19 protein-coding genes are annotated in these 25,534 nt (G+C 71.4%); 18 read left to right on the plus strand and 1 reads right to left on the minus strand.

Translation table 11 applies throughout. The features are described 5' to 3' along the window. Positions 1-86 precede the first annotated feature (86 nt). The 7 genes from IM697_RS08150 to IM697_RS08180 all read left to right on the plus strand — a co-directional run bounded on the left by IM697_RS08150 (position 87) and on the right by IM697_RS08180 (position 8,038). Positions 87-2,060 carry a TIGR03960 family B12-binding radical SAM protein gene (locus IM697_RS08150; RefSeq protein WP_194046066.1) on the plus strand — a complete coding sequence of 658 codons (1,974 nt, stop codon included), beginning with the start codon at positions 87-89 and terminating at the stop codon, positions 2,058-2,060. A gap of 110 nt (positions 2,061-2,170) precedes the next feature. Further along, positions 2,171-2,383: a hypothetical protein gene (locus IM697_RS08155; protein WP_228044563.1), complete on the plus strand. Its 213-nt coding sequence runs from the start codon at positions 2,171-2,173 to the stop codon at positions 2,381-2,383. 130 nt (positions 2,384-2,513) lie between these two features. Further along, positions 2,514-2,975 (plus strand): universal stress protein, encoded by a 462-nt coding sequence (locus IM697_RS08160; protein WP_194046071.1) that lies wholly within the window; start codon positions 2,514-2,516, stop codon positions 2,973-2,975. A 138-nt stretch (positions 2,976-3,113) separates the two neighbouring features. Next, complete coding sequence (locus IM697_RS08165; protein WP_194046073.1) at positions 3,114-4,163, plus strand: NAD(P)-dependent alcohol dehydrogenase; 1,050 nt, start codon at positions 3,114-3,116, stop codon at positions 4,161-4,163. A 79-nt stretch (positions 4,164-4,242) separates the two neighbouring features. Continuing rightward, positions 4,243-6,072 (plus strand): glycoside hydrolase family 15 protein, encoded by a 1,830-nt coding sequence (locus IM697_RS08170; RefSeq protein WP_194046075.1) that lies wholly within the window; start codon positions 4,243-4,245, stop codon positions 6,070-6,072. Next, the gene (locus IM697_RS08175) at positions 6,069-7,499 is read left to right on the plus strand and encodes a glucose-6-phosphate dehydrogenase (RefSeq protein WP_194046077.1); all 1,431 of its coding nucleotides are present in this window, start codon (positions 6,069-6,071) and stop codon (positions 7,497-7,499) included. The genes IM697_RS08170 and IM697_RS08175 overlap by 4 nt, the downstream gene beginning before the upstream one ends. 14 nt (positions 7,500-7,513) lie before the next feature. Continuing rightward, positions 7,514-8,038 (plus strand): gluconokinase, encoded by a 525-nt coding sequence (locus tag IM697_RS08180; protein ID WP_194046079.1) that lies wholly within the window; start codon positions 7,514-7,516, stop codon positions 8,036-8,038. Positions 8,039-8,053: 15 nt separating this feature from the next. Here the strand turns inward: IM697_RS08180 and IM697_RS08185 are convergent, their stop codons facing one another. Next, positions 8,054-9,085 (minus strand): Lrp/AsnC family transcriptional regulator, encoded by a 1,032-nt coding sequence (locus tag IM697_RS08185; protein ID WP_194046081.1) that lies wholly within the window; start codon positions 9,083-9,085, stop codon positions 8,054-8,056. Positions 9,086-9,209: 124 nt separating this feature from the next. On the opposite strand from IM697_RS08185, the gene IM697_RS08190 reads away from it, so the two are divergent. The 11 genes from IM697_RS08190 (at position 9,210) to IM697_RS08240 (ending at position 25,484) form a co-directional block, all read left to right on the plus strand. After that, complete coding sequence (locus IM697_RS08190) at positions 9,210-10,766, plus strand: AbgT family transporter (RefSeq protein WP_228044565.1); 1,557 nt, start codon at positions 9,210-9,212, stop codon at positions 10,764-10,766. A 61-nt stretch (positions 10,767-10,827) separates the two neighbouring features. Continuing rightward, the gene (locus IM697_RS08195; RefSeq protein ID WP_194046083.1) at positions 10,828-11,982 is read left to right on the plus strand and encodes a M20 family metallopeptidase; all 1,155 of its coding nucleotides are present in this window, start codon (positions 10,828-10,830) and stop codon (positions 11,980-11,982) included. Between the two features lie 58 nt (positions 11,983-12,040). Further along, the gene (locus IM697_RS08200; RefSeq protein WP_194046085.1) at positions 12,041-13,153 is read left to right on the plus strand and encodes a hypothetical protein; all 1,113 of its coding nucleotides are present in this window, start codon (positions 12,041-12,043) and stop codon (positions 13,151-13,153) included. Positions 13,154-13,201: 48 nt separating this feature from the next. Next, positions 13,202-13,984 (plus strand): TIGR03936 family radical SAM-associated protein, encoded by a 783-nt coding sequence (locus IM697_RS08205; protein ID WP_194046087.1) that lies wholly within the window; start codon positions 13,202-13,204, stop codon positions 13,982-13,984. Between the two features lie 262 nt (positions 13,985-14,246). After that, positions 14,247-18,296: an Rne/Rng family ribonuclease gene (locus IM697_RS08210; RefSeq protein ID WP_194046088.1), complete on the plus strand. Its 4,050-nt coding sequence runs from the start codon at positions 14,247-14,249 to the stop codon at positions 18,294-18,296. A gap of 250 nt (positions 18,297-18,546) precedes the next feature. Further along, a complete protein-coding gene (gene rplU, locus IM697_RS08215) occupies positions 18,547-18,867 on the plus strand; it encodes a 50S ribosomal protein L21 (protein ID WP_004931419.1) in 321 nt (106 codons plus the stop codon). 14 nt (positions 18,868-18,881) lie between these two features. Beyond that, positions 18,882-19,136: a 50S ribosomal protein L27 gene (rpmA, locus tag IM697_RS08220; protein ID WP_193473216.1), complete on the plus strand. Its 255-nt coding sequence runs from the start codon at positions 18,882-18,884 to the stop codon at positions 19,134-19,136. A 130-nt stretch (positions 19,137-19,266) separates the two neighbouring features. Then, a complete protein-coding gene (obgE, locus tag IM697_RS08225) occupies positions 19,267-20,712 on the plus strand; it encodes a GTPase ObgE (RefSeq protein WP_194046090.1) in 1,446 nt (481 codons plus the stop codon). Positions 20,713-20,934: 222 nt separating this feature from the next. After that, positions 20,935-22,494, plus strand: coding sequence for an alkaline phosphatase D family protein (locus IM697_RS08230; protein WP_194046093.1), 1,560 nt, complete (start codon positions 20,935-20,937; stop codon positions 22,492-22,494). A gap of 94 nt (positions 22,495-22,588) precedes the next feature. Then, the gene (locus IM697_RS08235) at positions 22,589-23,803 is read left to right on the plus strand and encodes a hypothetical protein (protein ID WP_194046095.1); all 1,215 of its coding nucleotides are present in this window, start codon (positions 22,589-22,591) and stop codon (positions 23,801-23,803) included. Positions 23,804-23,984: 181 nt separating this feature from the next. Beyond that, a complete protein-coding gene (locus tag IM697_RS08240; protein WP_194046097.1) occupies positions 23,985-25,484 on the plus strand; it encodes a bifunctional cytidylyltransferase/SDR family oxidoreductase in 1,500 nt (499 codons plus the stop codon). The last annotated feature ends 50 nt before the right edge of the window (positions 25,485-25,534 follow it).

Consider the following 25,534-nt stretch of genomic DNA (forward strand, 5'->3'; position numbering starts at 1 on the left):
TCGCGGGCGTACGGAGGACCCTCGCGGTCGCGTTAGGCTGGATGGTCACCCCTGTCAGTTCAGTCCAGCTCACGAAGGTTCGCGAGATGCCTGCCGAAGCCGCTGCGGCCGCCGAGTCCGTGTTCCCGCAGCTCGAAGCTCTGCTCCCGCATGTGCAGAAGCCGATCCAATACGTCGGCGGAGAACTCAATTCCACGGTCAAGCCGTGGGAGTCCTGTGATGTCCGCTGGGCGCTCATGTACCCGGACGCGTACGAGGTCGGGCTGCCCAACCAGGGCGTCATGATCCTCTACGAGGTGCTGAACGAGCAGGAGGGCGTCCTCGCCGAGCGCACGTACAGCGTGTGGCCGGACCTGGAGGCGCTGATGCGGGAGCACGGCGTCCCGCAGTTCACGGTGGACAGCCACCGCCCGGTGAAGGCCTTCGACGTGCTGGGGCTCAGCTTCTCCACCGAACTGGGCTACACGAACATGCTCACGGCCCTGGACCTGGCCGGCATCCCCCTGGAGTCCAAGGACCGGACCGTCGACGACCCGATCGTCCTGGCCGGCGGCCACGCGGCCTTCAACCCCGAGCCGATCGCCGACTTCATCGACGCGGCGATCATCGGCGACGGCGAGCAGGCCGTGCTGGACATGACGGAGATCATCCGCAGGTGGAAGGCGGAGGGGCAGCCGGGCGGCCGCGAGGAGGTCCTGTTCCGCCTCGCGAAGACCGGCTCGGTGTACATCCCGGCGTTCTACGACGTCGAGTACCTCCCCGACGGCCGTATCGCCCGTGTCGTACCGAACAAGAGCGGTGTCCCGTGGCGTGTGTCCAAGCACACCGTCATGGACCTCGACGAGTGGCCGTACCCCAAGCAGCCCCTGGTCCCGCTGGCCGAGACGGTCCACGAGCGCATGTCGGTGGAGATCTTCCGCGGCTGCACCCGCGGCTGCCGCTTCTGCCAGGCCGGCATGATCACCCGCCCGGTGCGCGAGCGCTCCATCACCGGCATCGGCGAGATGGTCGACAAGGGCCTGAAGGCGACGGGCTTCGAGGAGGTCGGCCTGCTGTCCCTGTCGTCGGCCGACCACTCGGAGATCGGCGACATCGCGAAGGGCCTGGCCGACCGCTACGAGGAGGACAAGATCGGCCTGTCCCTCCCCTCCACCCGTGTGGACGCCTTCAACGTCGACCTGGCGAACGAGCTGACGAGGAACGGCCGCCGCTCCGGCCTGACCTTCGCCCCCGAGGGCGGCAGCGAGCGCATGCGCAAGGTCATCAACAAGATGGTCTCCGAGGAGGACCTGATCCGGACCGTCGCCACCGCCTACGGCAACGGCTGGCGCCAGGTGAAGCTGTACTTCATGTGCGGCCTGCCGACGGAGACGGACGACGACGTCCTCCAGATCGCCGACATGGCGATGAACGTGATCGCCAAGGGCCGCGAGGTGTCGAGGTCCAACGACATCCGCTGCACCGTCTCGATCGGCGGCTTCGTCCCCAAGCCCCACACCCCCTTCCAGTGGGCCCCACAGCTCTCCGCCGAGGAGACGGACGCCCGCCTGGAGAAGCTCCGCGACAAGATCCGCGGCGACAAGAAGTACGGCCGCTCGATCGGCTTCCGCTACCACGACGGCAAGCCCGGCATCGTCGAGGGCCTCCTCTCCCGCGGCGACCGCCGTATCGGCGCCGTCATCCGCGCGGTCTACGACGACGGCGGCCGCTTCGACGGCTGGCGCGAGCACTTCTCGTACGACCGCTGGATGAGCTGCGCCGACAAGGCCCTTGCGCCCTTCGGCGTGGACGTCGACTGGTACACGACGCGCGAGCGCACGTACGAGGAGGTCCTCCCCTGGGACCACCTGGACTCGGGCCTCGACAAGGACTGGCTCTGGGAGGACTGGCAGGACGCCCTCGACGAGACCGAGGTCGAGGACTGCCGGTGGACGCCGTGCTTCGATTGTGGGGTTTGCCCGCAGATGGACACGGCCATCCAAATCGGGCCGACCGGGAAGAAGCTGCTGCCTCTTACGGTCAAGAACGCGGCGCCGGCGCCGAGTGGGCATGCGCACTGAGGTGAGTCGCGGACCTGATGGCGAGCCCGGCGGGGGACCACCTCCGGACGTCAATCGCCGTCACCGCCCCCACCGCCGCCGCAGTCGCTGGAGGAGCTGTGGGCCGTGTCGTGGGGCCTGACGGCATCCCGGACTGCGGCGCGGTGGAACCCGTGGCCGCCGAGGAGGCGCGCGAGCTGTTGGGTGCCGAGAAGCTGACCCGTGCGCATGTCGGGGACTTCGGCGTGTTCCCGCGGGCCCGGTGGGTCGGACGGTGCGCCGTACCGCACGACGAGCAGGGCCGTCCCCAGGAGATTCATTTCGGGGGCCACTCGGGCGACTGACCCTCGGGTCGGGCGGCGGCGTCGGCGCAGGCTGCCGACTCGGCCCCATCCGGACCTGTCGGGCTGCGCGTACCGTGCGGTCGGCATGAGGCTGGGGCCAGTGGACCCAACGTCGAGTCGAGGAGAGCCCATGGCCGGCCAGCGTGAGGAGTCGGATCGCATCGTGGTCGGGGTGGACGGCTCGGACTCGTCGAAGCAGGCCCTTCGCTGGGCGGTGCGTCAGGCGGAGCTCACCCGTGGGGTGGTGGAGGCGATGACGGCCTGGGACATGCCGCAGTTTCACGGCGCGCTCGGCTGGCTGCCCCCGTCGAGCAGCGATGAAGGGGCTCTGGAGGACCGGGCGCGTGAGGACCTCGCACGAGTTGTCGGCGAGACGGTGGGAGCCCAGCCACCCGTAGAGGTGCGTACGGCGGTGCATTACGGCACTCCCGCCAGTGTGCTGCTCCGTGCGTCCCGTGACGCTTCTCTGCTCGTCGTCGGCAGCCGGGGGCTCGGGGGCTTCGCGGGGTTGCTGTTGGGGTCCGTCGCCCAGCACTGCGCTCAGCACGCCGACTGTCCGGTCGTCGTGGTCCGTGACCGGGGACGGCAGTAACTCCCGTGTGCGCCGAGCGGCCCCTGTTTTCACTGGAACGCACCACCGCCGGAGCGGCCGGGTCGCGATCCGGCACGATCGCCGGAAACGTGGCGGTGAGAGCGGCGTGATGTGGTGCATCGACGGGAGGACGGGCAGTTGAAGACATTCGTGATGAAGGAGATCGGGCGTGTGGGGTTCATGGAGAAGCCCGTCCCGCATCTGGGTCCGGGCGACGCCCTCGTACGCACGACCCGAGCCCTCATCTGTACCTCCGACTCCCACACCGTGCAGGGTGGCATCGGGCCCCGGGAGAACCTGACGCTGGGCCATGAAGCGGTGGGCGTCGTGGACGCCGTGGGCAGTGAGGTGAAGGACTTCCAGCCCGGCGACCGCGTGCTGGCCGGCGCCATCACTCCCGACTGGGGCGACCTGGCTTCTCAGAACGGCTACCCCTCGCAGTCCGGGGCGCCGCTCGGCGGCTTCAAGTTCGCCAACTCAAAGGACGGGGTCTTCGCCGAGTTCTTTCATGTGAACGACGCCGACGCCAATCTCGCGAGAATCCCCGACGGCATCCCCGACGCGGCGGCGGTCTACTGCGCCGACATGCTCTCCACCGGATTCATGGGCGCCGAGAACGGAAACATCCCGATGGGTGGCACCGTGGCCGTTCTCGCGCAGGGGCCGGTCGGTCTGATGGTGACCGCGGGGGCCAGGCTCTGCGGCGCCGGCCTCGTCATCGGGGTCGAGTCGGTCCCCAGCCGGCAGAAGCTCGCGCAGATGTACGGCGCGGACGAGGTCGTCGATTTCACCAAGGAGGACGTCGTCGAGCGGATCCTTGAGCTGACCGACGGGCAGGGAGTCGACACCGCCGTCGAGGCACTCGGCGCGGATGTGACCTTCCAGACCGCGGTCAAGATCACCAAGCCCGGCGGCACGATCTCCAACACCGGCTATTTCGGCGAGGGCGAGTTCGTCCGTATCCCGCGCGTCGAATGGGGCGTCGGCATGGCCGACAAGACCATCACCACGGGACTCTGCCCCGGCGGGAGACTGCGGATGGAGCGGCTGCTGCGACTGCTGGAGACCAGCCGCGTCGACCCGTCGCACATGACGACCCACGAGTTCGACTTCGACGACATGGAACGAGCCTTCGAGGTCGCGGACAAGAAGCTCGAAGACGTCGTGAAGGTGATGATCAGTTTTTAGAGGGGCACCTCCGGATCACACCTCCGGATCACCCCTCCGGATCGCACGGTTGAACTCGGCGCTGCGGAAGCGAGGCGGCATGCACCACCCCGACCCACCGTTCCGGCCGATCCGCAGGCGGGAGGGCTATCCGCCGCTGGAGGACCTCGGTCTGATCGGGGACGGCGCGACCACCGCGCTGGTCGGCCTGGACGGATCCATCCCGTGGATGTGCGTGCCCCGGTTCGACGCCGAACCCGTCTTCTGCGGCTTGCTGGACCATGCGCGAGGCGGGCACTTCACCCTGGCGCCGGAGGACCTGGTGGAGGCGCGGCAGCGCTACGAACCGGACACCGGCGTACTCACCACCGAGTTGCGCGGCCGCACCGGCACGGTGCGCGTCACCGATGCGCTGGCCCTGCGCTCCGGCGCCGACCTGACCGACGACGCACCGGCCGACCGGTCCGAACTCGTGCGTTCGGCAGTCGTGTTGGCCGGGCACGTCCGCCTGCGCGCGGAACTGGAGCCGCGCGGCGGTGCGCGGGCGCAGGCGCTGTTCAGCGGACTGGAGGTGCGGCCCTCCCGGCGTCCGGACCTGCGGCTCCACCTACGGTCCAACCGTCCCCTGACCGGCCTGCACAGCACCCACGACCTGCAGCAGGGCGACCGCCTCGATCTCGTGCTGTCCTGGGGCCGCTTCCACCGCCACCACCGGCTCGACACCGACGCCACGCTGCGGGGAACCGTCGACTCATGGCGCCGCTGGATGCGCCACTTCGCCTACGACGGACCCGAGGAACCCCTGGTCAGGCGGGCCGCACTGACGCTGAAACTGTGCGACGACTGGGCCAACGGCTCCCTGGTCGCGGCACCCACCTCCTCCCTGCCCGCCCCGATCGGCGGAATCCGCAACTGGGACTACCGCTACGCCTGGATCCGCGATGCCGCGTTCGCGGTGTTCGCCCTGCGCCGCATCGGCTTCCGCGGCGAGGCCGACTCCTTCCTCGGCTGGGTCCTCGACGCCTTCGAGTACAGCCGACAGCCCCGGATCATGTACGACCTCCGGGGCGAACCGGTGCCCGACGAGGTCGAGGACGGCGAACTGGAGGGCTACCGGCGCTCCGCCCCAGTGCGCTGGGGAAACGGCGCGGCCGACCAGCGCCAGCACGACGTATACGGAGAGATCCTCGACTGCGCCGACCAGTGGCTGGGCAGCGGCGGCGAGATCCAGCCCGCGCTGTGGGCCGGCCTGGCCGAGCTGGCCGATGCCGCGGAGCGGGCCTGGCGGGAGCCGGACCAGGGCATCTGGGAGGTGCGCAGCGAGGGCCGGGCGTTCACCTACTCGGCCGGGCTGTGCCAGGTGGCGCTGGACCGGGCCGCGCGGATGGGGCAGCGGTTCGGGCTGCCCGGGCGCGTCGCCCAGTGGCGTGCCTCGGCCGATCGGCTGAGCCGGCTCATCCTGGAGCAGTCCTGGGACGAGACCGCGCAGACCCTCAGCGCACACCTCGACGGCGGCGGCACCCTGGACGCCAGCCTGCTCGCGCTCCCGCTGCGCCAGGTGGTGCCGGTCGATCATCCGCGGATGGTGGCGACCGCCACGGCCGTCGCCGAGCGGCTGTCGGCGGGCGACGGGCTGCTCTACCGCTATCTGCACAAGGAGTCGCCCGACGGCCTGGCCGGTGACGAGGGCGCGTTCGTGTTGTGCAGCTTCTGGCTGGTCGACAACCTGGTCGGTCAGGGCCGGATCGACGAGGCCGAGGAACTGTATGCCTCGCTGTGTGCCCGGGCGAGCCCGCTGGGGCTGCTGTCGGAGCAGATCAACCCGTCCACAGGAGAGTTCATGGGCAACTTCCCTCAGGCGTTCAGCCATATCGGGGTCATCGCCAGCGGGGTGAACCTCGCCCGCGCGAGGGCGGGAGGGCGACGGTGATCCGCCGGCTCGCCGTCTTCGGCGCCACGGGGGACCTGACCGCGCGCTTCCTGCTGCCGGCGCTGGCCGCGCTCGAGGCGGCGGGGCAGCTCGGCGGCCCGCTGCAACTGACCGGCGCCGGCAGGGAGGACTGGAGTAGCGAGAAGTACCGGGAGTGGATCGCCGCCCAGTTCGACCGGCACGGCGCGCACCTTCCGGCCGAGGCCAGGGAAGCGGTCCAGGCGTCGGCCCGCTATCTGCGGGCCGATGTCACCGACCCCGCCGACGTCGCCGCGGCCATCGCCGGCGACGGACCCGTGGCCGTCTACCTCGCCCTTCCCCCGGCGCTGTTCCCGCCCGTGATCACCGCGCTGCACGAGGCGGGACTGCCGGCCGGCAGCCGGGTCGTGCTGGAGAAGCCGTTCGGCGAGGACCTGGCGAGCGCGCAGGAGCTGAACCGGCTGCTCGCCGAACTGGTGCCGGAGCAGGCGGTGTTCCGGGTCGACCACTTCCTGGCCATGACGACCGTCCAGAACGTGCTCGGCAGCCGTCTGGCCAACCGGGTCCTTGAGCCCATCTGGAACAGCACCCACATCGCCGAGGTGGAGATCGTCTGGGACGAGACCCTCGCCCTGGAGGGCAGGGCCGGCTACTACGACCATGTCGGGGCGCTCAAGGACATGATCCAGAACCATCTGCTGCAGTTGCTCTGCCTGGTGGCCATGGAACCGCCGATCACCCTGGGCGAGCGGGACCTGCGCGACCGGAAGGTCGACGTACTGCGGTCGGTGCGGCTGCTGACCGAGTACGACGTGGTGCACCGCACCCGCCGCGCGCGCTATCTGCCCGGCAGGATCGGCGGCCGCGACATTCCCGCGTACGTCGACGAGGAAGGCGTGAGCCCTGAGCGCCGTACCGAGACGTTCGCCGAGGTGGAGCTGGAACTGGACAGCTGGCGCTGGGCCGGAACCACGTTCCGGCTCCGCAGCGGCAAGGCACTCGGGGCGGACCGCAAGGAGGTGGCGGTGCGCTTCCGTTCGGTGCCGCACCTGCCCTTCGGCCACAGCGGCGAGGCCCTGCCCAACGTGCTCCGCTTCAACCTGGAGCCGGAAGGACTGACCCTCGACGTGACGGGCATCGGAGCCCACGCCCACGAACTCACCCCGCTCTCGCTGACCGCACAGATGGGACCGCCCGGCCTGCCCGCCTACGGCCGACTCCTGCTGGACGTCCTGACGGGGGACCCCGTCCTGTCGATCCGCGGCGACGAGGCCGAGGAGGCGTGGCGGGTCGTCGAGCCCGTACTGTCGGCCTGGGACAAGGACCTTGTTCCGCTGGAGGAGTACCCGGCCGGCTCGGCGGGGCCGCCGCCACGCGAGCGGTACGGGGACGGCCCGCAGCGGAGAGAGGACCTGCTCCACGAGCCGGCGGCCCCGCCGGTCTCGTGAGGGAAGGCGCCGCGATGTCCCCGAGCACCCACTCCCGCCCCCCGTGCATCGTGGTCATAGGAGTCTCCGGCACCGGCAAGACGACGACGGCCCGACTGCTCGCGAAGAGGCTGGACATCCCCTTCGCGGAGGCCGACGACCTGCACCCGTCGGCCAACATCGCCAAGATGTCGGCCGGTGTCCCGCTCGACGACGCCGACCGGCAGCCCTGGTTGGAGGCCATCGGCCGCAGGCTGCGCGAGGGCGACGTGGCCGGCACCGGCTGCGTGGTCGCCTGCTCCGCGCTGAAGCGGCGCTACCGGGACACCCTGCGAGCGGCCTGTCCCGGCGCCTTCTTCCTGCATCTGACGGCCGGTCAGGAGGTGCTGGAGGAGCGGATCGGCCGCCGCACCGGCCACTTCATGCCGAAGACGCTGATCGACTCCCAGCTCGCCGCGCTCGAACCCCTCGAACCGGACGAGCGGGGAGCCGCGCTCGACGCGGGACCGGCTCCCCCCACGATCGCCGACAAAGCGATGGAGCTGCTGGCACGGCGATGAGGCGTGGGACGCATCTCAAGGAAGCCCGCTCGTCGGGGCGTCCGTCGCGTCCGCGGCGGCGGCCAGGCGCCCCGACGCGCGGTCCAGCCAGTGGCGGCGCAGGGCCTCCAGGACGATCGAGACGTCGAAGGAGGTCACACCGGGGAGTTCGGCGAGGTCGTGGGTGAGGAAGTGGGCCAGGCCGTGCTCGTCGCGGAAGACGCCCTGGTGGACCACGCAGGAGTGGCCCGCGGTGGTGGAGACGTAGCGGGCGGACGGGTGGCCGGTGAGGGCTTCGGCCACCTTGGTGATCGCGCCGGGGGAGACAGTCAGGGCGACGACCGCCTCCAGCGCGTAGCCGAGGAGCGAGGGTTCGATCTCCACCCTCGGGCGGACCAGGCCGCGTTGGAGCAGGGACTGGGTCAGCCGGTAGGCCGTGGACCGGCCGAGGTCCAGCCGGCGGGAGATCTGGGCGGCGGTCGTACGGCCGTCGGTGGCGAGCAGGCGCAGGGCGCGCAGTTCGTCGGGAGTGAGGGTGCCGGGGGTGGGCGGGGCGGACGTGGGGGTGTCCTGGGCCGCGTGGGCGGTGAGGCGGTGGATCTGGTCCTCGGTCAGGCGGGGCAGGCGCCAGGCGTCGGACTTGGTGGTGGCGGACAGGACGAGTTCGGAGCGGGCCGAGCGCACGCCGGGGGTGGCGGGGATGCTCCGGGCGAGCAGATCCCGCACGGCGGCGCGGCGTTCGGGCAGGACCGAGCAGTACACGTCCGCCTGGCCGGCGGTGACGGCGACCAGAGTGGTGCCGGGCAACGCGGCGAGACGGCCGGCGACTTCGGAGGCGCGGCCGGGTTCCGCCGTCACCCAGACGTGCCAGGGGTGGCCCTCGCCGGACACCGACCAGTCGAGCTGGCCGATCACCCGCAGCAGCCGGTCCGACTCCAGCCGGGCCAGCCGCCGTCCCACGGTGCTCGCCGACACGCCCAGGACCTCCGCGAGCAGGCTCAGCGGGGCGCGCGGGGCGTGCTGGAGCGCGGCGACGAGGTCGAGATCGTCGTCGTCCAGGAGCGACATGCCGTACATGGTGGTGCATCCCGTCTCGGATCGAATCGGTCAGAGCGTTGATTTTCTGTGAACGATACGCTCGAAAATGGATGCCTTCTTGCATGAATCCATCAGGAGGGTGGTCAATGGAGGGGTGGCTTCCAACCAGACCACCGAACAGGCCCCGCTCACGGGGCTGATGGCCCTACTCGTGCGCATCGAGCGACTGGGCAACAAACTCCCCCATCCCTTCTGGCTGTTCGGCGTGCTCAGCGTCCTGCTCGCCCTCGTCAGCTGGGCGTTGTCCGCCGCCGGCGCCTCCGCGCCGAACCCCACCACCGGCAAGACGGTCACCGTCCGCAGTCTCGTCTCGGGCGACGGGCTGCGCATGGTGATCGACGACGCGGTGACCAACTACGCCACCTTCCCGCCGCTCGGCACGATCCTGGTCGTCATGCTCGGCGTCGCCGTCGCCGACCGGTCGGGCATGCTCCCGGCGATGCTGCGGGGCGCCGTCGCCCGGGTCCCGGCCCGCTGGCTGACGTTCACGCTGGCGTTCACCGCGATGGTCGCGCACGTCGCCTCCGACGCGGCCTATGTGGTGCTGGTGCCGCTCGGCGCGCTGGCCTTCCGGGCCGTGGGCCGCAGCCCGATGCTCGGCGCCGTCGTGGCCTTCGTGTCGGTGTCCGCCGGGTACGACGCGAGCCCGCTGGTCACCCCGACCGACGCCGTGCTCGCCGGGCTCACCACCGCCGCCGCGCAGACCGTCGACCCGGACCACGTGGTCAATCCGCTGTCCAACTACTTCTTCTCCATCGGGTCGTCGCTGGTGCTGGCCGTGGTCATCACCGTCGTCACGGAGAAGGTCATCGCCCGGCGCGTGGCGGCCATGCCGGAGGAGGAAGAGCCGGATGCCCCGCAGACCGCGGCGGCCCCCGGTGACTCCCTGACCCTCGGCGCCGACGAGCGACGCGGGCTGCGCCACGCCGGCTGGGCGGTGCTGGCGTACGTCGCGGTCATCGTCGCGGCGATGATCCCGGGCTCCTCGCCGCTGCGGGGCGAGGGCGGCAGCGTCGTGCAGTCGCCGGTGCTGACCGGGATCGCGGTGGTGCTCGCGGTGGCGTTCCTGATCGCGGGCGCGGTGTACGGACGGGCCGTGGGCACCGTGCGCGGCGGCCGGGACATCCCCGACCACATGGCGAAGGGGCTGCGTGAGATGGCGCCGATCCTGGTGCTGTTCTTCGCGATCTCCCAGTTCCTGGCCTACTTCAAGTGGACCGGCGTCGGCGAGGTCATGGCGATCCGGGGCGCCGACCTGCTGAAGTCGGCCGGCATCACCGGACCATGGGCGTTCCTCGGCATCCTGCTCGTGTGCACGGTGATCAACCTCCTGGTCACCAGCGGCTCCGCCCAATGGGCCCTGGTCGGCCCGGTGTTCGTGCCGATGTTCATGCTCCTCGACATCCCGCCCGAGGTGACCCAGGCGGTCTACCGCATCGCCGACTCCTGCACCAACGCGGCCACCCCGATGAGCGCCTACTTCGTCATGACCCTGGGCGTCGTCCAGCGCTACCGCCGCTCGGCCGGCATCGGCACGCTGCTCTCCCTGACCCTGCCGCTGTGCCTGACCATGCTCGCGGCCTGGACGCTGCTGTTCTACGCGTGGTGGGCCCTCGGCATCCCGCTGGGCCCGGGAGTTCCCGTCCGCTGACCTCCGGAGTTCCCGTCCGCTGACCCCCCTCGCCGTCCCGTCATGATGAGGAGAGCCGCCTGTGTCCCCGCGCCGTATAGAGTCCCTGGCCCGCACCGCCCTGCCCGAGATCACCGGCGACCTGCGCACCCTGGTCGAGCTGGAAACCCCCAGCCATGACAAGGAACTGCTGGACCGGGGCCTCGCGGCCGTGGAGGAGTGGACGCACCGGCGGCTCGGCCCGCCCGACCTGGCCCGGCGGTACGACGGCGGCCCGCACGGCGACATGCTGGAGCTGCTGTACGAGGGCACGGCGCCCGCCACCGTGCTGGTGCTGTGCCACTACGACACCGTGTGGCCGGCCGGCACCCTCGCCGAGTGGCCGTTCCGGGTGACCGACGACGGCTCGGCGAGCGGGCCGGGCGCCTTCGACATGAAGTGCGGCCTGGTGCAGGCCGTCTGGGCGCTGCGGCTGCTGCGCGAGCTGGACCTGCCGCGCCCCGCCGTACGGCTGTTCCTCAACGGCGACGAGGAGATCGGCAGCCCCGCCTCCCGCCCGCACATCGAGCGGCTGAGCGAGGACGCGGCGGCCACGCTGGTGTGCGAGGCGTCGGCCGGGCAGGAGGGGGCGCTGAAGACGTCCCGCAAGGGCGTCGGGCTGTTCGAGGTGACGGTGCGGGGCGTGGAGGCGCACGCGGGCCTCGATCCATGCGCGGGCGCGAGCGCGGTGCACGCCCTCGCCGAACTGGTCAGCCGGATCGCCGCCCTGGCCTCCCGGGAGCGCGGCACCACCGTCAACGTCGGCCTGATCGGCGGCGGTACGGGCACCAACGTCATCGCCGGGCGCGCCCACTGCGGCATCGACGTACGCATCGCCGTACCCGCCGAGGCGGCCAGGATCGACGCGGGGCTGGCCGCGCTGCGCGCCGCCGACCCCCGGGTCAGGGTCACCGTCACCGGCGGCTGGAACCGCCCGCCCATGGTGCCCGGCCCCGGCTCCCAGCTCCTGTTCAAGCAGGCGCAGTCGATCGCCGGCGAACTGGGGTGGCGGCTCGCGGAGACCTCCGTCGGCGGAGCGAGCGACGGCAATTTCGTCGCCGCGCTCGGCCGCCCCGTCCTCGACGGCCTCGGCGCGGTCGGCGGCGGCGCCCACGCCCGCCACGAACACGTCCTGCTCGACCACGTCCCCACGCGTACGGCACTGCTGGCGGGGCTGCTGACGGCACACGCGCAGTAGTTGCCGGATCGTGTCCGGGACCTGCATCCGCCCAGGTCGCACCGGCGTCTACCACGGTATGGATCTCGAAAAGCCGCCACCGCGCCGCCAGGAGCCCGAGGGGTGCCTGGTGGTCGCGATCCGCATCCCGGTGCGGATCGTCGTGCTCGTCCTGGTCGTGCCGGTGCGGATGGTGTGGGACGCGCTCGTCGTCGCCGGGCGCTTCCTGAACGACACGGTGCTCCGGCCGCTCGGCCGGGCGCTGCTGTGGTTCGGCCGGGCCCTGTTCGTGTGGCCGTTCGTGGCGCTGTGGCGGTATGTCGTCGTGCCCGTGGCCAAGGGGCTCGCCCGGCTGGGGAACGTGCTCTTCGTCGTACCGGCGGTGTGGCTGTACCGGTATGCACTGACTCCCGTGGGGCACGCGTGCGCGTGGGTCGCGCGGGGGATCGGGGCCGGGCTGGCGTGGCTGTACGCGCGCGTGCTCACGCCGATCGGGCACGCGGTGACGTGGGTCCTCAAGGGGCTCGGCACGGTGCTCGCCGTGATCGGGCTCGGCGTCTTCGGCGTCGTGGCGTGGCTCGTGCGGTATCTCCTCGTCGTCCCCGCCCGCTGGGCGTACGAGTGGATCCTTACGCCGGTCGGGCGGGCGATCGCCTGGTGCGCGAAGGGGCTCGTGCGGCTCGTGAGCACCGTCGTCACCGGCATCGGGATCGCCCTGTACTGGACCGCGCGCGTGCTGTTCGTCCTGCCCGCGCAGGCCCTGTACCGCTGGGTGCTCGCCCCCGTCGGACGCGCGCTCGCCGTCGTCGGCCGGGAGATCCGGGACGCCCTCGCACACGCCTGGCGGGTCGCCGGGCGGATCTCGCTCGCCGTCGGACGGTTCCTCGCGAACCTCTTCCGGTGGATCTTCGTCGAGCCGGTGCGCTGGGTGTACCGCACGGTGCTCACACCGATCGGCCACGTCGTCCGGGACACGGTCCTGCGCCCCGTCGCCGAGGCCGCCCGCACCGTGGGCCGGGCCACCCGGCAGGCCCTCGCCGCCGCCCGCGAGTCCGTACGGCAGGCCCGCGCCGACGTCCGGCGGATGCTGTTCGGGGAGCCGAAGCAGCGAGAGGCGGTCGCCCGGCGGGAACCTCCGGGCCGCGGGACACGTACTCTTGGTAGCAGTACGACCGCTCTCACGAAGGACTGAACGACACTGGGCAAGCGACAGCCCGAAGGCCCGCCGCCCGCACCCGCGGTGCAGCGCATCCGACTGCGCTACACCAAGCGCGGCCGCCTCCGGTTCACCAGCCACCGTGACTTCCAGCGCGCCTTCGAGCGTGCGCTGCGCCGTGCCGAGGTGCCGATGGCGTACTCGGCGGGGTTCACGCCGCATCCGAAGGTGTCGTACGCCAATGCCGCACCCACCGGCACGGGCAGTGAGGCGGAGTACCTGGAGATCGCGCTCACCGAAGCGCGCGATCCGGAGAAGCTGAGAGTGCTCCTCGACGAATCGCTGCCCCCCGGGCTCGACGTCGTCGACGCCGTCGAGGCCCGGACCTCCGGGCTCGCCGACCGTCTCACGGCGTCCGTCTGGGAGCTGCGGCTCGACGGTGTGGACCCGGCCGACGCCGAGCGCGCGGTCGCCGCGTTCAACGCCGCCGGGACCGTCGAGGTCCAGCGCATGACCAAGAACGGCGTGCGCACCTTCGACGCCCGCTCCGCGGTCGTGGACCTTGTCAGCACCGACGGAACACAAACGCACAGTACGGCGGCTGATAGGCCGACCGACCAGCCCTGTGCGATACTGCGGCTGGTTGTTCGGCACGTGACGCCTGCCGTACGACCCGACGACGTCCTGTCCGGTCTCCGCGCCGTGGCCGACCTGGCGCCGCCGGTCCCCGCAGCGGTGACCAGGCTGGCGCAGGGGCTGTTCGATGAAGAGACCGGCACGGTGACCGACCCGCTCGCGCCCGACCGCGAGGCAGCGACGGCCCCAACCGAGGCCGAGACCGCTGCCGCCGCGACGGCGCCCGCGTAGGGAAGGTTCCGCGTAGGGACGGACGTCGAAGCGCCGCCCTCGTACTCGGGAGCCACCTGGGTCGGGCAGCGCACCGACCAGAAGACTTTCGCCAGGCCGTACGCATGAGGCGTACGGAACCGGCGAGACAGGACACAGAGAGCTCCCGTGCGGCGCCCGCGCCCCGGACGGCGGCAGTCGCGCACCGCGCGAGCCGCGGACGTCACCGGCATGCTGCCGGACCAGGCGCGGCGCCCGGGAGCCTGACGGGAGAAACGCCCGCATGCTCGAACCGACCGAACCCAACGAGGGTTCCGAACTGAACACTCCCAGCGACACCCTGCCGCCGCGCCGTCGGCGCCGTGCCGCGTCCCGCCCGGCGGGACCGCCCACGGCAGCCGCCGAGACGCAGGCCGCGGAGGTCGTCGAGCCGGCCATACCGGTCGCGGAGGCCGCGGATGTCGCGGCGGTGACCGAGGAGGCCGAGATGCCGGAGGAGAGCGTCGAGTCCGTCGAGGCCGACGTGACTTCCGAGGCCGAGCAGGCCGAAGAAGCCGAAGCGGCCGAGGAGACGGTGGAAGCCGCCGCTGCCGGTCGCCCACGTCGGCGTGCGGTGCGCCGCGCGTCCGCCCCCGCTGGGGCGCCCGCGGCTGCCGAGGCAGCCGAGACCGTGGTGCCCTCGCCGACCGCCGCGCCGGCCGCGGAGGAGACCCCGGCCGCAGCCGCAGTGGAGAGCACCGAGGAGGCCGCACCGCCTCGTACGCGTCGCCGTGCCACGCGTCGGGTGTCGGCGCCCGTCGGTTCCCCGGAGCCGGTGGAGGCCGCGGTGACCGAGGCCACCGGCGCCACCCGTGCCGCTGATTCCGATGCGGCGGCCGAGACCCCCGCCGCCGCCGAGACCGCCGAAGCGCCTGCCGAGGCCGCTCCGCCTCGTACGCGTCGCCGTGCCACGCGTCGGGCCGCCGCGCCCACCGAGACACCGGCCGCCGTCGAGGACGTCGCTGCCGAGGAGAGCACGGAGGCCGCCCCCGAGGCGGAGGCCGCCCCCGAGGCAGAGGCGCCCGCCGAGGCCGCGGCCCCTGCCGAGGCCGTCGAAGAGGCCGCCCCGCGTCGCACCCGTCGTCGTGCCACGCGCCGCGTGTCCGCACCGGCCGCCGGTGACGAGGCCGCCGAGGCCCCTGTCGAGACGCCGGTGACGGCGGAGACCCCCGTGACCCCCGGTGTCGAGACCGAGGCCGCCGCGGTCGCCGGAGTCGCCGGAGTCGCTCCCGCCGCCGAGGCCGTCGAGGAGGCCGCCCCGCGCCGCCGTCGTCGGGTCGCCCGACGGGCCGCCACCGGGTTCGCCGAGCCCGCTCGGACGGCCGCCGCTCAGGAGCCCGAGGAGGCCCCGCGCCCGGCGCGGCCCGCCATGGCCGTGTTCCAGGCGCCGGTGTTCACCGAGCCGCAGTTCCAGACGCCCGAGCGCGCCGCCGCCGAGGCCGCCGCCGGGACGGAGACCGAGGACGTCGAGGAGCTCCCGGAGGAGCCGGCCGCCGCCCCCAGGCGCCGTCGCCGGCGGCGCGGCGGTGACGGCGAGGAGGCCGAGGCCCCCCAGACCACCGAGGCCGCCGCCGAGGACGAGACCGAGGAGGCCGAAGAGGCCGCCGAGGGCGAGGAGGCCGAGGACACCGGCTCGCGTCGCCGCCGCCGTCGTGGTGGCCGACGCCGTCGTCGCGGCGAGGCCGCCGACACGGAGTCCGAGGGCGCGGACGCCGAGACCGAGGACGCCGCAGTCGCGCAGGCGACGCAGGACGCCGAGGACACCGCCGAGCAGGAGGAAGAGGACGCCGACGACGCCCGCGCCGAGGACGGCGGCGGGTCCAGCTCCAGCAGCCGGCGCCGCCGGCGCCGTCGTCGCCGCGCCGGTGACACCTCCGTCGACACCGAGCCCGGCGAGGGCGACCCCGAGCGCACCGTCGTCAAGGTCCGCGAGCCCCGTCCCCCGCGGGAAAAGGGTGCCGAGCCGTCCGACGAGGTGCAGTCCATCAAGGGCTCGACCCGCCTGGAGGCCAAGAAGCAGCGCCGCCGGGAAGGCCGTGAGCAGGGCCGCCGACGCGTCCCGATCATCACCGAGGCCGAGTTCCTGGCCCGCCGCGAGGCCGTCGAGCGCGTGATGGTCGTCCGCCAGCACGGCGACCGCACGCAGATCGGCGTCCTCGAGGACAACGTGCTCGTCGAGCACTACGTCAACAAGGAGCAGTCGACCTCGTACGTCGGCAACGTCTACCTGGGCAAGGTCCAGAACGTGCTGCCGTCGATGGAGGCCGCCTTCATCGACATCGGCAAGGGCCGCAACGCCGTCCTGTACGCCGGTGAGGTCAACTTCGAGGCGCTGGGCATGGCCAACGGCCCGCGGCGCATCGAGTCCGCCCTCAAGTCCGGCCAGTCCGTCCTCGTGCAGGTCACCAAGGACCCGATCGGGCACAAGGGCGCCCGTCTGACCAGCCAGGTCTCCCTGCCGGGCCGTTACCTCGTGTACGTCCCCGAGGGCTCCATGACCGGCATCAGCCGCAAGCTGCCCGACACCGAGCGGGCCCGGCTGAAGACCATCCTCAAGAAGATCGTCCCCGAGGACGCGGGCGTCATCGTGCGCACCGCCGCCGAGGGCGCGAGCGAGGACGAGCTGCGCCGGGACGTCGAGCGGCTGCAGGCGCAGTGGGAGGACATCCAGAAGAAGTCGAAGAACGGCAACGCGCCGACGCTGCTGTACGGCGAGCCGGACATGACCGTCCGGGTCGTCCGGGACATCTTCAACGAGGACTTCTCCAAGGTCGTCGTCAGCGGCGCCGACGCCTGGGAGACCGTCCACGGGTACGTGTCCCACGTGGCGCCGGACCTCGCCGAGCGGCTGCAGAAGTGGACCAGTGAGGCCGACGTCTTCGCCACGTACCGGATCGACGAGCAACTCGCCAAGGCGCTGGACCGCAAGGTCTGGCTGCCCAGCGGCGGTTCGCTGGTGATCGACCGGACCGAGGCGATGGTCGTCGTCGACGTCAACACCGGCAAGTTCACCGGCCAGGGCGGCAACCTCGAGGAGACCGTCACCAGGAACAACCTGGAGGCGGCCGAGGAGATCGTCCGCCAGCTGCGGCTGCGCGACCTCGGCGGCATCATCGTCATCGACTTCATCGACATGGTGCTGGAGTCCAACCGGGACCTGGTGCTGCGGCGCCTGCTGGAGTGCCTGGGCCGGGACCGTACGAAGCACCAGGTGGCGGAAGTGACCTCGCTGGGCCTGGTCCAGATGACCCGCAAGCGGGTCGGCCAGGGCCTGCTGGAGTCCTTCTCCGAGACCTGCGTCCACTGCAACGGGCGCGGCGTCATCGTGCACATGGAGCAGCCGACGGCCCCCGGTGGCGGCGGCAAGCGCAAGAAGCGCGCCCGTGCCGGTGCCGGCCCCGAGCAGGTGCACGAGGCCACGGTCGCCGCCGAGCCGGTCGAGACGGCCGAGGAGGAGGCGGAGACCGAGGCCGAGGTCGCGGCGGAGGTCGCCGAGCCGGCCGCGCTCGCCGAGCCCGCCTTCGCGCCCGACGAGGAGCTGTACAGCAGCGTCGCCGAGGCGGAGGCCGCCGCACGCGGCGGTCGTTCGCGGCGTCGTGGCGGTCGCCGGGTGTCCGCTCCGGCGGGTGCGCCGAAGAAGGCCGAGGCGGTGCCCACGGCCCAGGACGTGACCGTCGCCGAGGAGGTCGAGCGTCCGGTGCAGCCGGAGCCGGCCGCCGAGGCGAAGGCCGAGCCGGTGGCCGTGGAGGACGCGGTCGTCGAGGCACCCGCCGCCGAGGAGGCCGCTCCCAAGGGGCGTACGCGGCGTCGCGCCACCCGCAAGGTGTCCGCGCCCGCCGGGTCGCCCACGGGGGCCGAGGCCACCGTGCTGACGGCGCCCGAGCCGGTGGCGGAGGCCGAGGCTCCGGCCGAGGAGGCCGCGGCGGCTCCGGCCGAGGCGGTCGCCGAGAGCGTTGCTCCGGCCCGTCCGCGGCGCCGTGCCGTGCGCAAGGCCACCGCGCCGACCGCGTCCGAGGAGGAGGCCGTCGTGGTCCTTCCGGCCGCCGAGGCGCAGGCCACCGCCGAGGAGGGCGTCGAGGAGGCGGCTCCGGCCAAGAAGACGGCCCGTAAGGCGGCCAAGAAGGCGACGGCGAAGAAGGCCGCCACCAAGAAGACCGCGGCCAAGAAGACGGCCGCCAAGAAGACGACGGCCAAGAAGGCGACGGCCAAGAAGGCGGCGAAGACCACCAAGACGGCCGCGGCCAAGTCGGCGGCGAAGAAGACCGCGGTCTCCGCCGCCACCGACGAAAGCTGACCGGCGAGAGCCGACCAGCGGGGTGTGCGGCCGGTCCACGTGATCGGCCGCACACCCGCGGGGCCAGGCCCGGTTTGACCCCCTCGGCAGCGGCCCCGTAACCTTGACCCTCGGTGTGTCCGTGGATATAGGCACGCCACATCCCCGTAAACCTCTTCCTCCGGAGCACAGGGTGTCCCGGAGAGGCTGTCCGCGTGCCGGGTGGCTGGACTGCGGGGGTGCCGTTCCCGAGCGAGAGAGTGAGATCCGCGTGTACGCCATCGTGCGCAGCGGTGGTCGCCAGCACAAGGTTGCTGTCGGCGACATCGTTGAGGTTGACAAGATTTCCACTGCCAAGGTTGGCGACACGGTCGAGCTCTCGACCCTGCTCGTTGTCGACGGCGACGCTGTGACCAGCGACCCGTGGGTGCTGGCCGGCATCAAGGTCCAGGCCGAGGTCGTGGACCACCACAAGGGCCAGAAGATCGACATTCTGCGCTACAAGAACAAGACCGGCTACCGCCGTCGTCAGGGCCACCGCCAGCAGTACACGGCGATCAAGGTCACTGAGATCCCCGCGGCTGCGAAGTAAGGGACTGAGGAGAGATGGCACACAAGAAGGGCGCATCGTCCACCCGTAACGGTCGTGACTCCAACGCTCAGCGCCTCGGCGTGAAGCGCTTCGGCGGTCAGGTCGTCAACGCGGGCGAGATCCTGGTCCGCCAGCGCGGCACCCACTTCCACCCCGGTGCGGGCGTCGGCCGTGGCGGCGACGACACGCTGTTCGCGCTGCAGGCCGGTGCGGTGGAGTTCGGCACCAGCCGTGGCCGCAAGGTCGTGAACGTCGTTCCGGTCGCCTGACACAGCCCCTTCAGGGCTCAGGCGCCGTAGAGCGTTTCGCGAGGCGGACCTCACTTCCCTTCCGGGAAGGCGGGTCCGCCTTTCGCGTGTTAACAAGAGACATTCCTGTACGTATCTGGAGGCACATCCCATGACCACCTTCGTGGACCGCGTCGAACTGCATGTCGCCGCGGGTAACGGAGGCCACGGCTGTGCCTCCGTCCACCGTGAGAAGTTCAAGCCGCTCGGCGGGCCCGACGGCGGCAACGGCGGACGTGGCGGGGACGTGATCCTCACCGTCGACCAGTCGGTCACCACGCTGCTCGACTACCACCACTCCCCGCACCGCAAGGCCACCAACGGCAAGCCCGGCGAGGGCGGCAACCGCTCCGGCAAGGACGGGCAGGACCTGGTCCTTCCGGTGCCCGACGGCACGGTGGTGCTGGACAAGGCCGGCAACGTCCTCGCCGACCTGGTCGGCCACGGCACGTCCTACGTCGCCGCGCAGGGCGGCCGGGGCGGGCTCGGCAACGCCGCGCTGGCCTCCGCGCGACGCAAGGCGCCGGGGTTCGCGCTGCTCGGTGAGCCGGGGGACCTCCAGGACATCGTCCTCGAGCTGAAGACGGTCGCCGACGTGGCGCTGGTCGGGTACCCGAGCGCCGGCAAGTCCTCGCTGATCTCCGTGCTGAGCGCGGCGAAGCCCAAGATCGCGGACTACCCCTTCACGACCCTCGTGCCCAACCTCGGTGTGGTGACGGCCGGTTCGACCGTCTACACCATCGCCGACGTCCCCGGCCTCATCCCGGGCGCCAGCCAGGGCAAGGGCCTGGGCCTGGAGTTCCTGCGGCACGTCGAGCGGTGCAGTGTGCTGGTGCACGTCCTGGACACCGCGACGCTGGAGTCCGACCGCGACCCCGTCTCCGACCTGGACGTCATCGAGGCGGAGCTGCGGGAGTACGGCGGGCTGGACAACCGGCCGCGCATCGTCGTCCTGAACAAGATCGACGTACCCGACGGCAAGGACCTCGCCGAGATGGTGCGGCCGGATCTGGAGGCCCGCGGTTACCGGGTCTTCGAGGTGTCGGCGGTGGCGCACATCGGGCTGAAGGAGCTGTCGTTCGCGCTGGCGGACCTGGTGGCCAGGGCGCGGGCCGCGAAGCCGAAGGAAGAGGCGACGCGGATCGTGATCCGGCCGAAGGCCGTCGACGACGCGGGCTTCACCGTGACCCGCGAGGAGGCCGGCGGGGAGCCGCTGTTCCGGGTGCGGGGCGAGAAGCCCGAGCGCTGGGTGCGGCAGACCGACTTCAACAACGACGAGGCGGTCGGGTATCTCGCCGACCGACTGGGCCGCCTCGGTGTCGAGGAGGAGTTGATGAAGGCGGGGGCCCGCGCCGGGGACGGCGTCGCCATCGGGCCCGAGGACAACGCCGTCGTCTTCGACTGGGAGCCGACGCTCATGGCCGGTGCGGAGATGCTGGGGCGCCGTGGCGAGGACCACCGCTTCGAGGCGCCTCGGCCGGCGGCGCAGCGGAGGCGGGACAAGCAGGCCGAACGGGACGAGGCGCTCCGGGAGTACGACGACTTCGAGCCGTTCTAGGCCACGGCCGCGCGCGGCGCTGACGTCGCCGCCTTCGGCTTCCCTCACTGATCCATCGGCAGACCCGTCGCGGTAAGGGCATGTTCCTGTGCCCCTGCGGCGGGTCTTCTGTTGTCTCCCTGTTTGTCATGCACGCGAAGTATGCCGTTCAACGGGCGGTGCGCCCTGAAGAGTGAGCATCCGAAGTGTCCAAGTGGCCAGCGAGGCATGGGAGTTCGCCCGATGACCGGAGAGAACGGGTCAGTGTCCCCCGACCGACGTCGCTTTCTGACCGCCGGAGCCGCCGTCCTGGGCGCCGCGGCCTCCGCCCAGCTGTGGCTGCCGACCGCGGCCCGGGCGGCCGAAACCCCGCTGCCCGACGGCGTGTTCAGCCTCGGCGTGGCCTCCGGCGACCCGCTGCCCGACGGCATCGTGCTGTGGACGCGGCTCGCGCCGGACCCGCTGAACGGCGGCGGGATGCCCGACGCCGTCGTCTCCGTCGAGTGGGAGATCGCCGAGGACGAGCGGTTCCGCAAACCGGTGCGCCGCGGGGTCGCCCAGGCCCGGCCCGAGTTGGGGCACAGCGTGCACGTCGACGTACGGCGGCTGCGCCCCGGTCGTACGTACTGGTACCGCTTCCGCACCGGCGGCCAGATCTCGCCGACCGGCCGCACCCGCACCGCGCCGCACCCGGCGAGCTCCGGCGGCCGGCTGCGCATGGCGCTGGCCTCCTGCCAGAACTGGCAGCACGGCTACTTCACGCCGTACGCCGACATGCTGGACCAGGACCCCGACGTCGTGCTGTTCGTCGGTGACTACATCTACGAGTCCACGCCGTCGGCGACCGGAGTGCGCCGGCACGAGGGCACGGGTGAGCCGTACAGCCTGGTGCAGTACCGCAACCGGTACGCCCAGTACCGCACCGACCCGGACCTCGCGGCGATGCACGCGAACGCGCCCTTCGTGGTCACCTTCGACGACCACGAGATCGACAACGACTTCGCCGGCGAGATCCCGCAGGACCCGGACAAGCAGCCGCACGACGCGTTCGTGGCCCGGCTGACCGCCGGCTACCAGGCGTTCTACGAGCACATGCCGGTCCGGGCGAGCGCCATCCCGAACGGCCCGCACATCCAGATGTACCGCCGCCTGGAGTTCGGCCGGCTGGCCCGGCTCAGTGTGCTGGACACCCGGCAGTACCGCAGCGACCAGGTCAAGAGCCAGGAGGCGGCCCAGGACCCGTCGCTCACGATGCTGGGCGCCGAGCAGAAGAAGTGGCTGATCGACGGGCTGCGTCACTCGCCGGCCCGCTGGAACATGATCGGCTCGCAGATCATGATGGCCGAGACCGACCTCCAGGTCGGCCCGGGCAAGCTCTGGTTCTACGACGCCTGGGACGGCTACCAGGCCGAACGCAACGCCCTGATGGCGGAGTTGAAGCAGGTCCGCAACCCGGTCGTGTTCACCGGCGACCGCCATCTGACGATGATCAGCGACCTCAAGGAGGACTACGCCGACCCGGACTCCGCCGTCGTGGGCGCCGAGTTCGTGGGGACGTCCATCTCCAGCAACGGTGACCAGGACCAGGCCGCCTTCCACAAGGAGTGGGACCCGCGCGTGCCGGACAACCCGCACTGGAAGCTGCTCGACGCCCACCGCGGCTACCACCTGTTCGACGTCCGCCGTGACGGCATCCACGCACAGGTGCGGATCGTGGACACGGTCCGGCAGCAGACGGCGACGCCCAGCACGCTGGCACGGCTGCGGGTGGCGGCGGGCCGACCGGGCGTCGAGGTCGTGTGACTTCCGTCGCTCCTGATGAGAGCGCCTGGGACTCATCCTCGTCCCAGGCGTCTCTCAGCACGTTCTCAAGAACCCCTCTTACCCTCTCCTGACCATGGAGACGGACTGCAAGAGAGATGAACCACCGGCCGACGGCGGTGCGATCGCCGCGCTGCCCGCCGGAACCCGCCTGCTGCACATCGGGCCGCACAAGACCGGCACCACCTCGATCCAGGGCGCCCTGTTCGAGGCCAGGGACGCCATGGCCCGGCACGGCGTCGAGTGGCCGGCCACCACCCGGCACCCCATGGAGGCGGTCCTCGCCGGCTGCGCCCGCACCGGCATGATGGGCGACACCCGGCCCACCGAGCAGCACTGGGAACGGCTGCTGCAGCAGGTGCGCGCCACGGGCCGGCGCACGTCGGTGCTCAGCAGCGAGTTCTTCGCCGACGCCACCGACGACGCGACCGTCGAACGGGTCGTCGAGCAGCTCGGGGGCGAGCGCGTGCACGTCCTGGTCACGCTGCGCCCGCTCGCGCGGATCATGCCCTCGCAGTGGCAGCAGTACGTGCAGAACGGCCTGCGCATGGGCTACGAGGACTGGCTGCGGCACATGCTCAGGAAGGCGCCGTACGAGCAGCCCAACCCCAGCTTCTGGCGCCGGCACCGGCACGACCGGCTCATCGAGCGCTGGGCCCGGGTGGTCGGCACGGAGCGGGTCACCGTCGTCGTGGTCGACGACCGGGACCGGGAGGGGCTGACGCGCACCTTCGAGACGCTGCTCGGGCTGCCCGAAGGGCTGTTGCGTCCCGTTCCGGATGCCGCGAATCGCTCGCTCACTCTCGCCGAGACCGAAATGCTGCGGAATCTTAATAAGGAATTCCGTGCCAATGAACTGCCGGCAGAGCTCTATTCACAGCTAGTCCGCAACGGCGCCGTGATGCATATGAAGAATGCGTGCACTCCCGGTCCCGGTGACGTGAAGATCGGCACTCCGCAATGGGCCGTCGAGGCCGCCGACGGGATCGGCGCGGAGATGGCGGAGCGTATCGGGGCGATGGGGGTGCGGGTCATCGGCGACCTGCGCCTTCTGTCGGGCGACCGGAGCCTTCTGCCGGCCGTGCCGAAGCCCGCGACCCGTACCGACGTGGACCCGCGCCTCGCTCCGGAAGTCGCCGCTCAGGCACTGTACGGCGCCCTCGCGGCGGCGGCCGCCGCACCGGTACGGCACACCGCGGCCGCCAAGTCGCGCACGGTGCATCAGACGTCGTCCGGGGAACTCGTGCGGGTGCTCGGGCATCGCTGCCTCAAGCGGCTGAGGCTTCGCTGACCCTGTGCGGTTACTCACAGCAATTGCCCGGAACCCCCGGAGTGTCTCTCGGTATTGACCATGCGTACAAGGTGAATGACAGGTTGCGCGCACATATGCGGCCGGGGACGCTCACCTTGCACTGCGGTAACCACAAGTGGGACCATTTCCAAGTTCCCAGTCGCCACAAGGTAGGTCACCTGTGTCCCAGCACATAGCCAAGCCCCGTACCACCGCAGTGATCCTGGCCGGTGGCACCGGTCAGCGCGTGGGTCTGTCGATCCCCAAGCAGCTGCTGAAGATCGCCGGCAAGGCAGTCATCGAGCACACCCTGACCACCTTCGAGAAGGCCGACTCGATCGACGACGTCATCGTGCTGATGGCGCCCGGCTATGTGCCGGACGTCGAGAAGATCGTCGCCAAGGCCGGGTTCACGAAGGTCAAGAAGATCATCGAGGGCGGCTCGACGCGGAACGAGACCACCGAGCGCGCCATCTCCGCGCTCGGCGAGGGCCTGGCCGAGGGCGAGGACCTCAACGTCCTGTTCCACGACGCGGTACGTCCGCTGCTGTCACGGCGCGTGATCGACGACTGCGTGGTGGCCCTTGAGCGTTACCAGGCCGTCGACGTCGCCATCCCGTCCGCGGACACCATCATCGTCACGCGCACGCACGGTGAGGACGGCGAGTTCATCACCGAGATCCCGGACCGCTCCCGGCTGCGCCGCGGCCAGACCCCGCAGGCGTTCAAGCTGTCCACGATCAAGCGGGCCTACGAGGTCGCGGCCGGTGACCCCAACTTCCAGGCCACGGACGACTGCTCCGTCGTGCTCAAGTACCTGCCGGACGTGCCGATCCACGTCGTCGCGGGTGACGAGTACAACATGAAGGTCACCCAGCCCGTCGATGTCTTCATCGCCGACAAGCTGTTCCAGCTCGCCTCCACCACCGCTCCCGAGCAGGTGAGCGAGGAGGCCTACCGCCAGTTGCTGACCGGCAGGACCTTCGTCGTCTTCGGCGGTTCGTACGGCATCGGCAAGGACATCGCCGAACTCGCCGAGTCCTACGGCGCCACGGTGTACGCGCTCGGCCGCTCCACCACCGGCACCCACGTGGAGAACCCGGAGGAGGTCGACGACGCGCTGTCCAAGGCCTACGCCGAGACCGGGCGCATCGACTACGTCGTCAACACCGCCGGCGTGCTGCGCATCGGCAAGCTCGCCGAGACCGACAACGCCACCATCGAGGAGGCGCTGAAGGTCAACTACCTGGCCCCGGTGCAGATCGCGCGCTCCTCGTACAAGTACCTGTCCGAGACCAAGGGCCAACTGCTGCTGTACACCTCCAGCAGCTACACCCGCGGCCGCGCCGAGTACAGCCTCTACTCCTCGACCAAGGCCGCCATGGTGAACCTCACCCAGGCCCTGTCCGACGAGTGGGCCGGCGACGGCATCCGCGTCAACTGCATCAACCCCGAGCGCACCGCCACCCCGATGCGCACCAAGGCCTTCGGCCAGGAGCCCGCGGGCAGCCTGCTCTCCTCCGAGGCCGTCGCCCGTACGTCCCTGGACGTGCTGCTGTCCGAGCTGACCGGCCATGTCATCGACGTCCGCCAGCAGGACCCGACCGCGGCCGCCGGCCAGGCCTCCGGCTTCGAGCAGGCACTGGCAAGTGTCCTCGACCGCCAGGACGGCATGGCATAATCAAGATTTAATATGCTTATGGAATTCAGGCCTCTGCGTTTCTTCTTTCA

The sequence above is a fragment of the Streptomyces ferrugineus genome (genome assembly GCF_015160855.1).
GTDB classification, from domain to species: domain Bacteria; phylum Actinomycetota; class Actinomycetes; order Streptomycetales; family Streptomycetaceae; genus Streptomyces; species Streptomyces ferrugineus.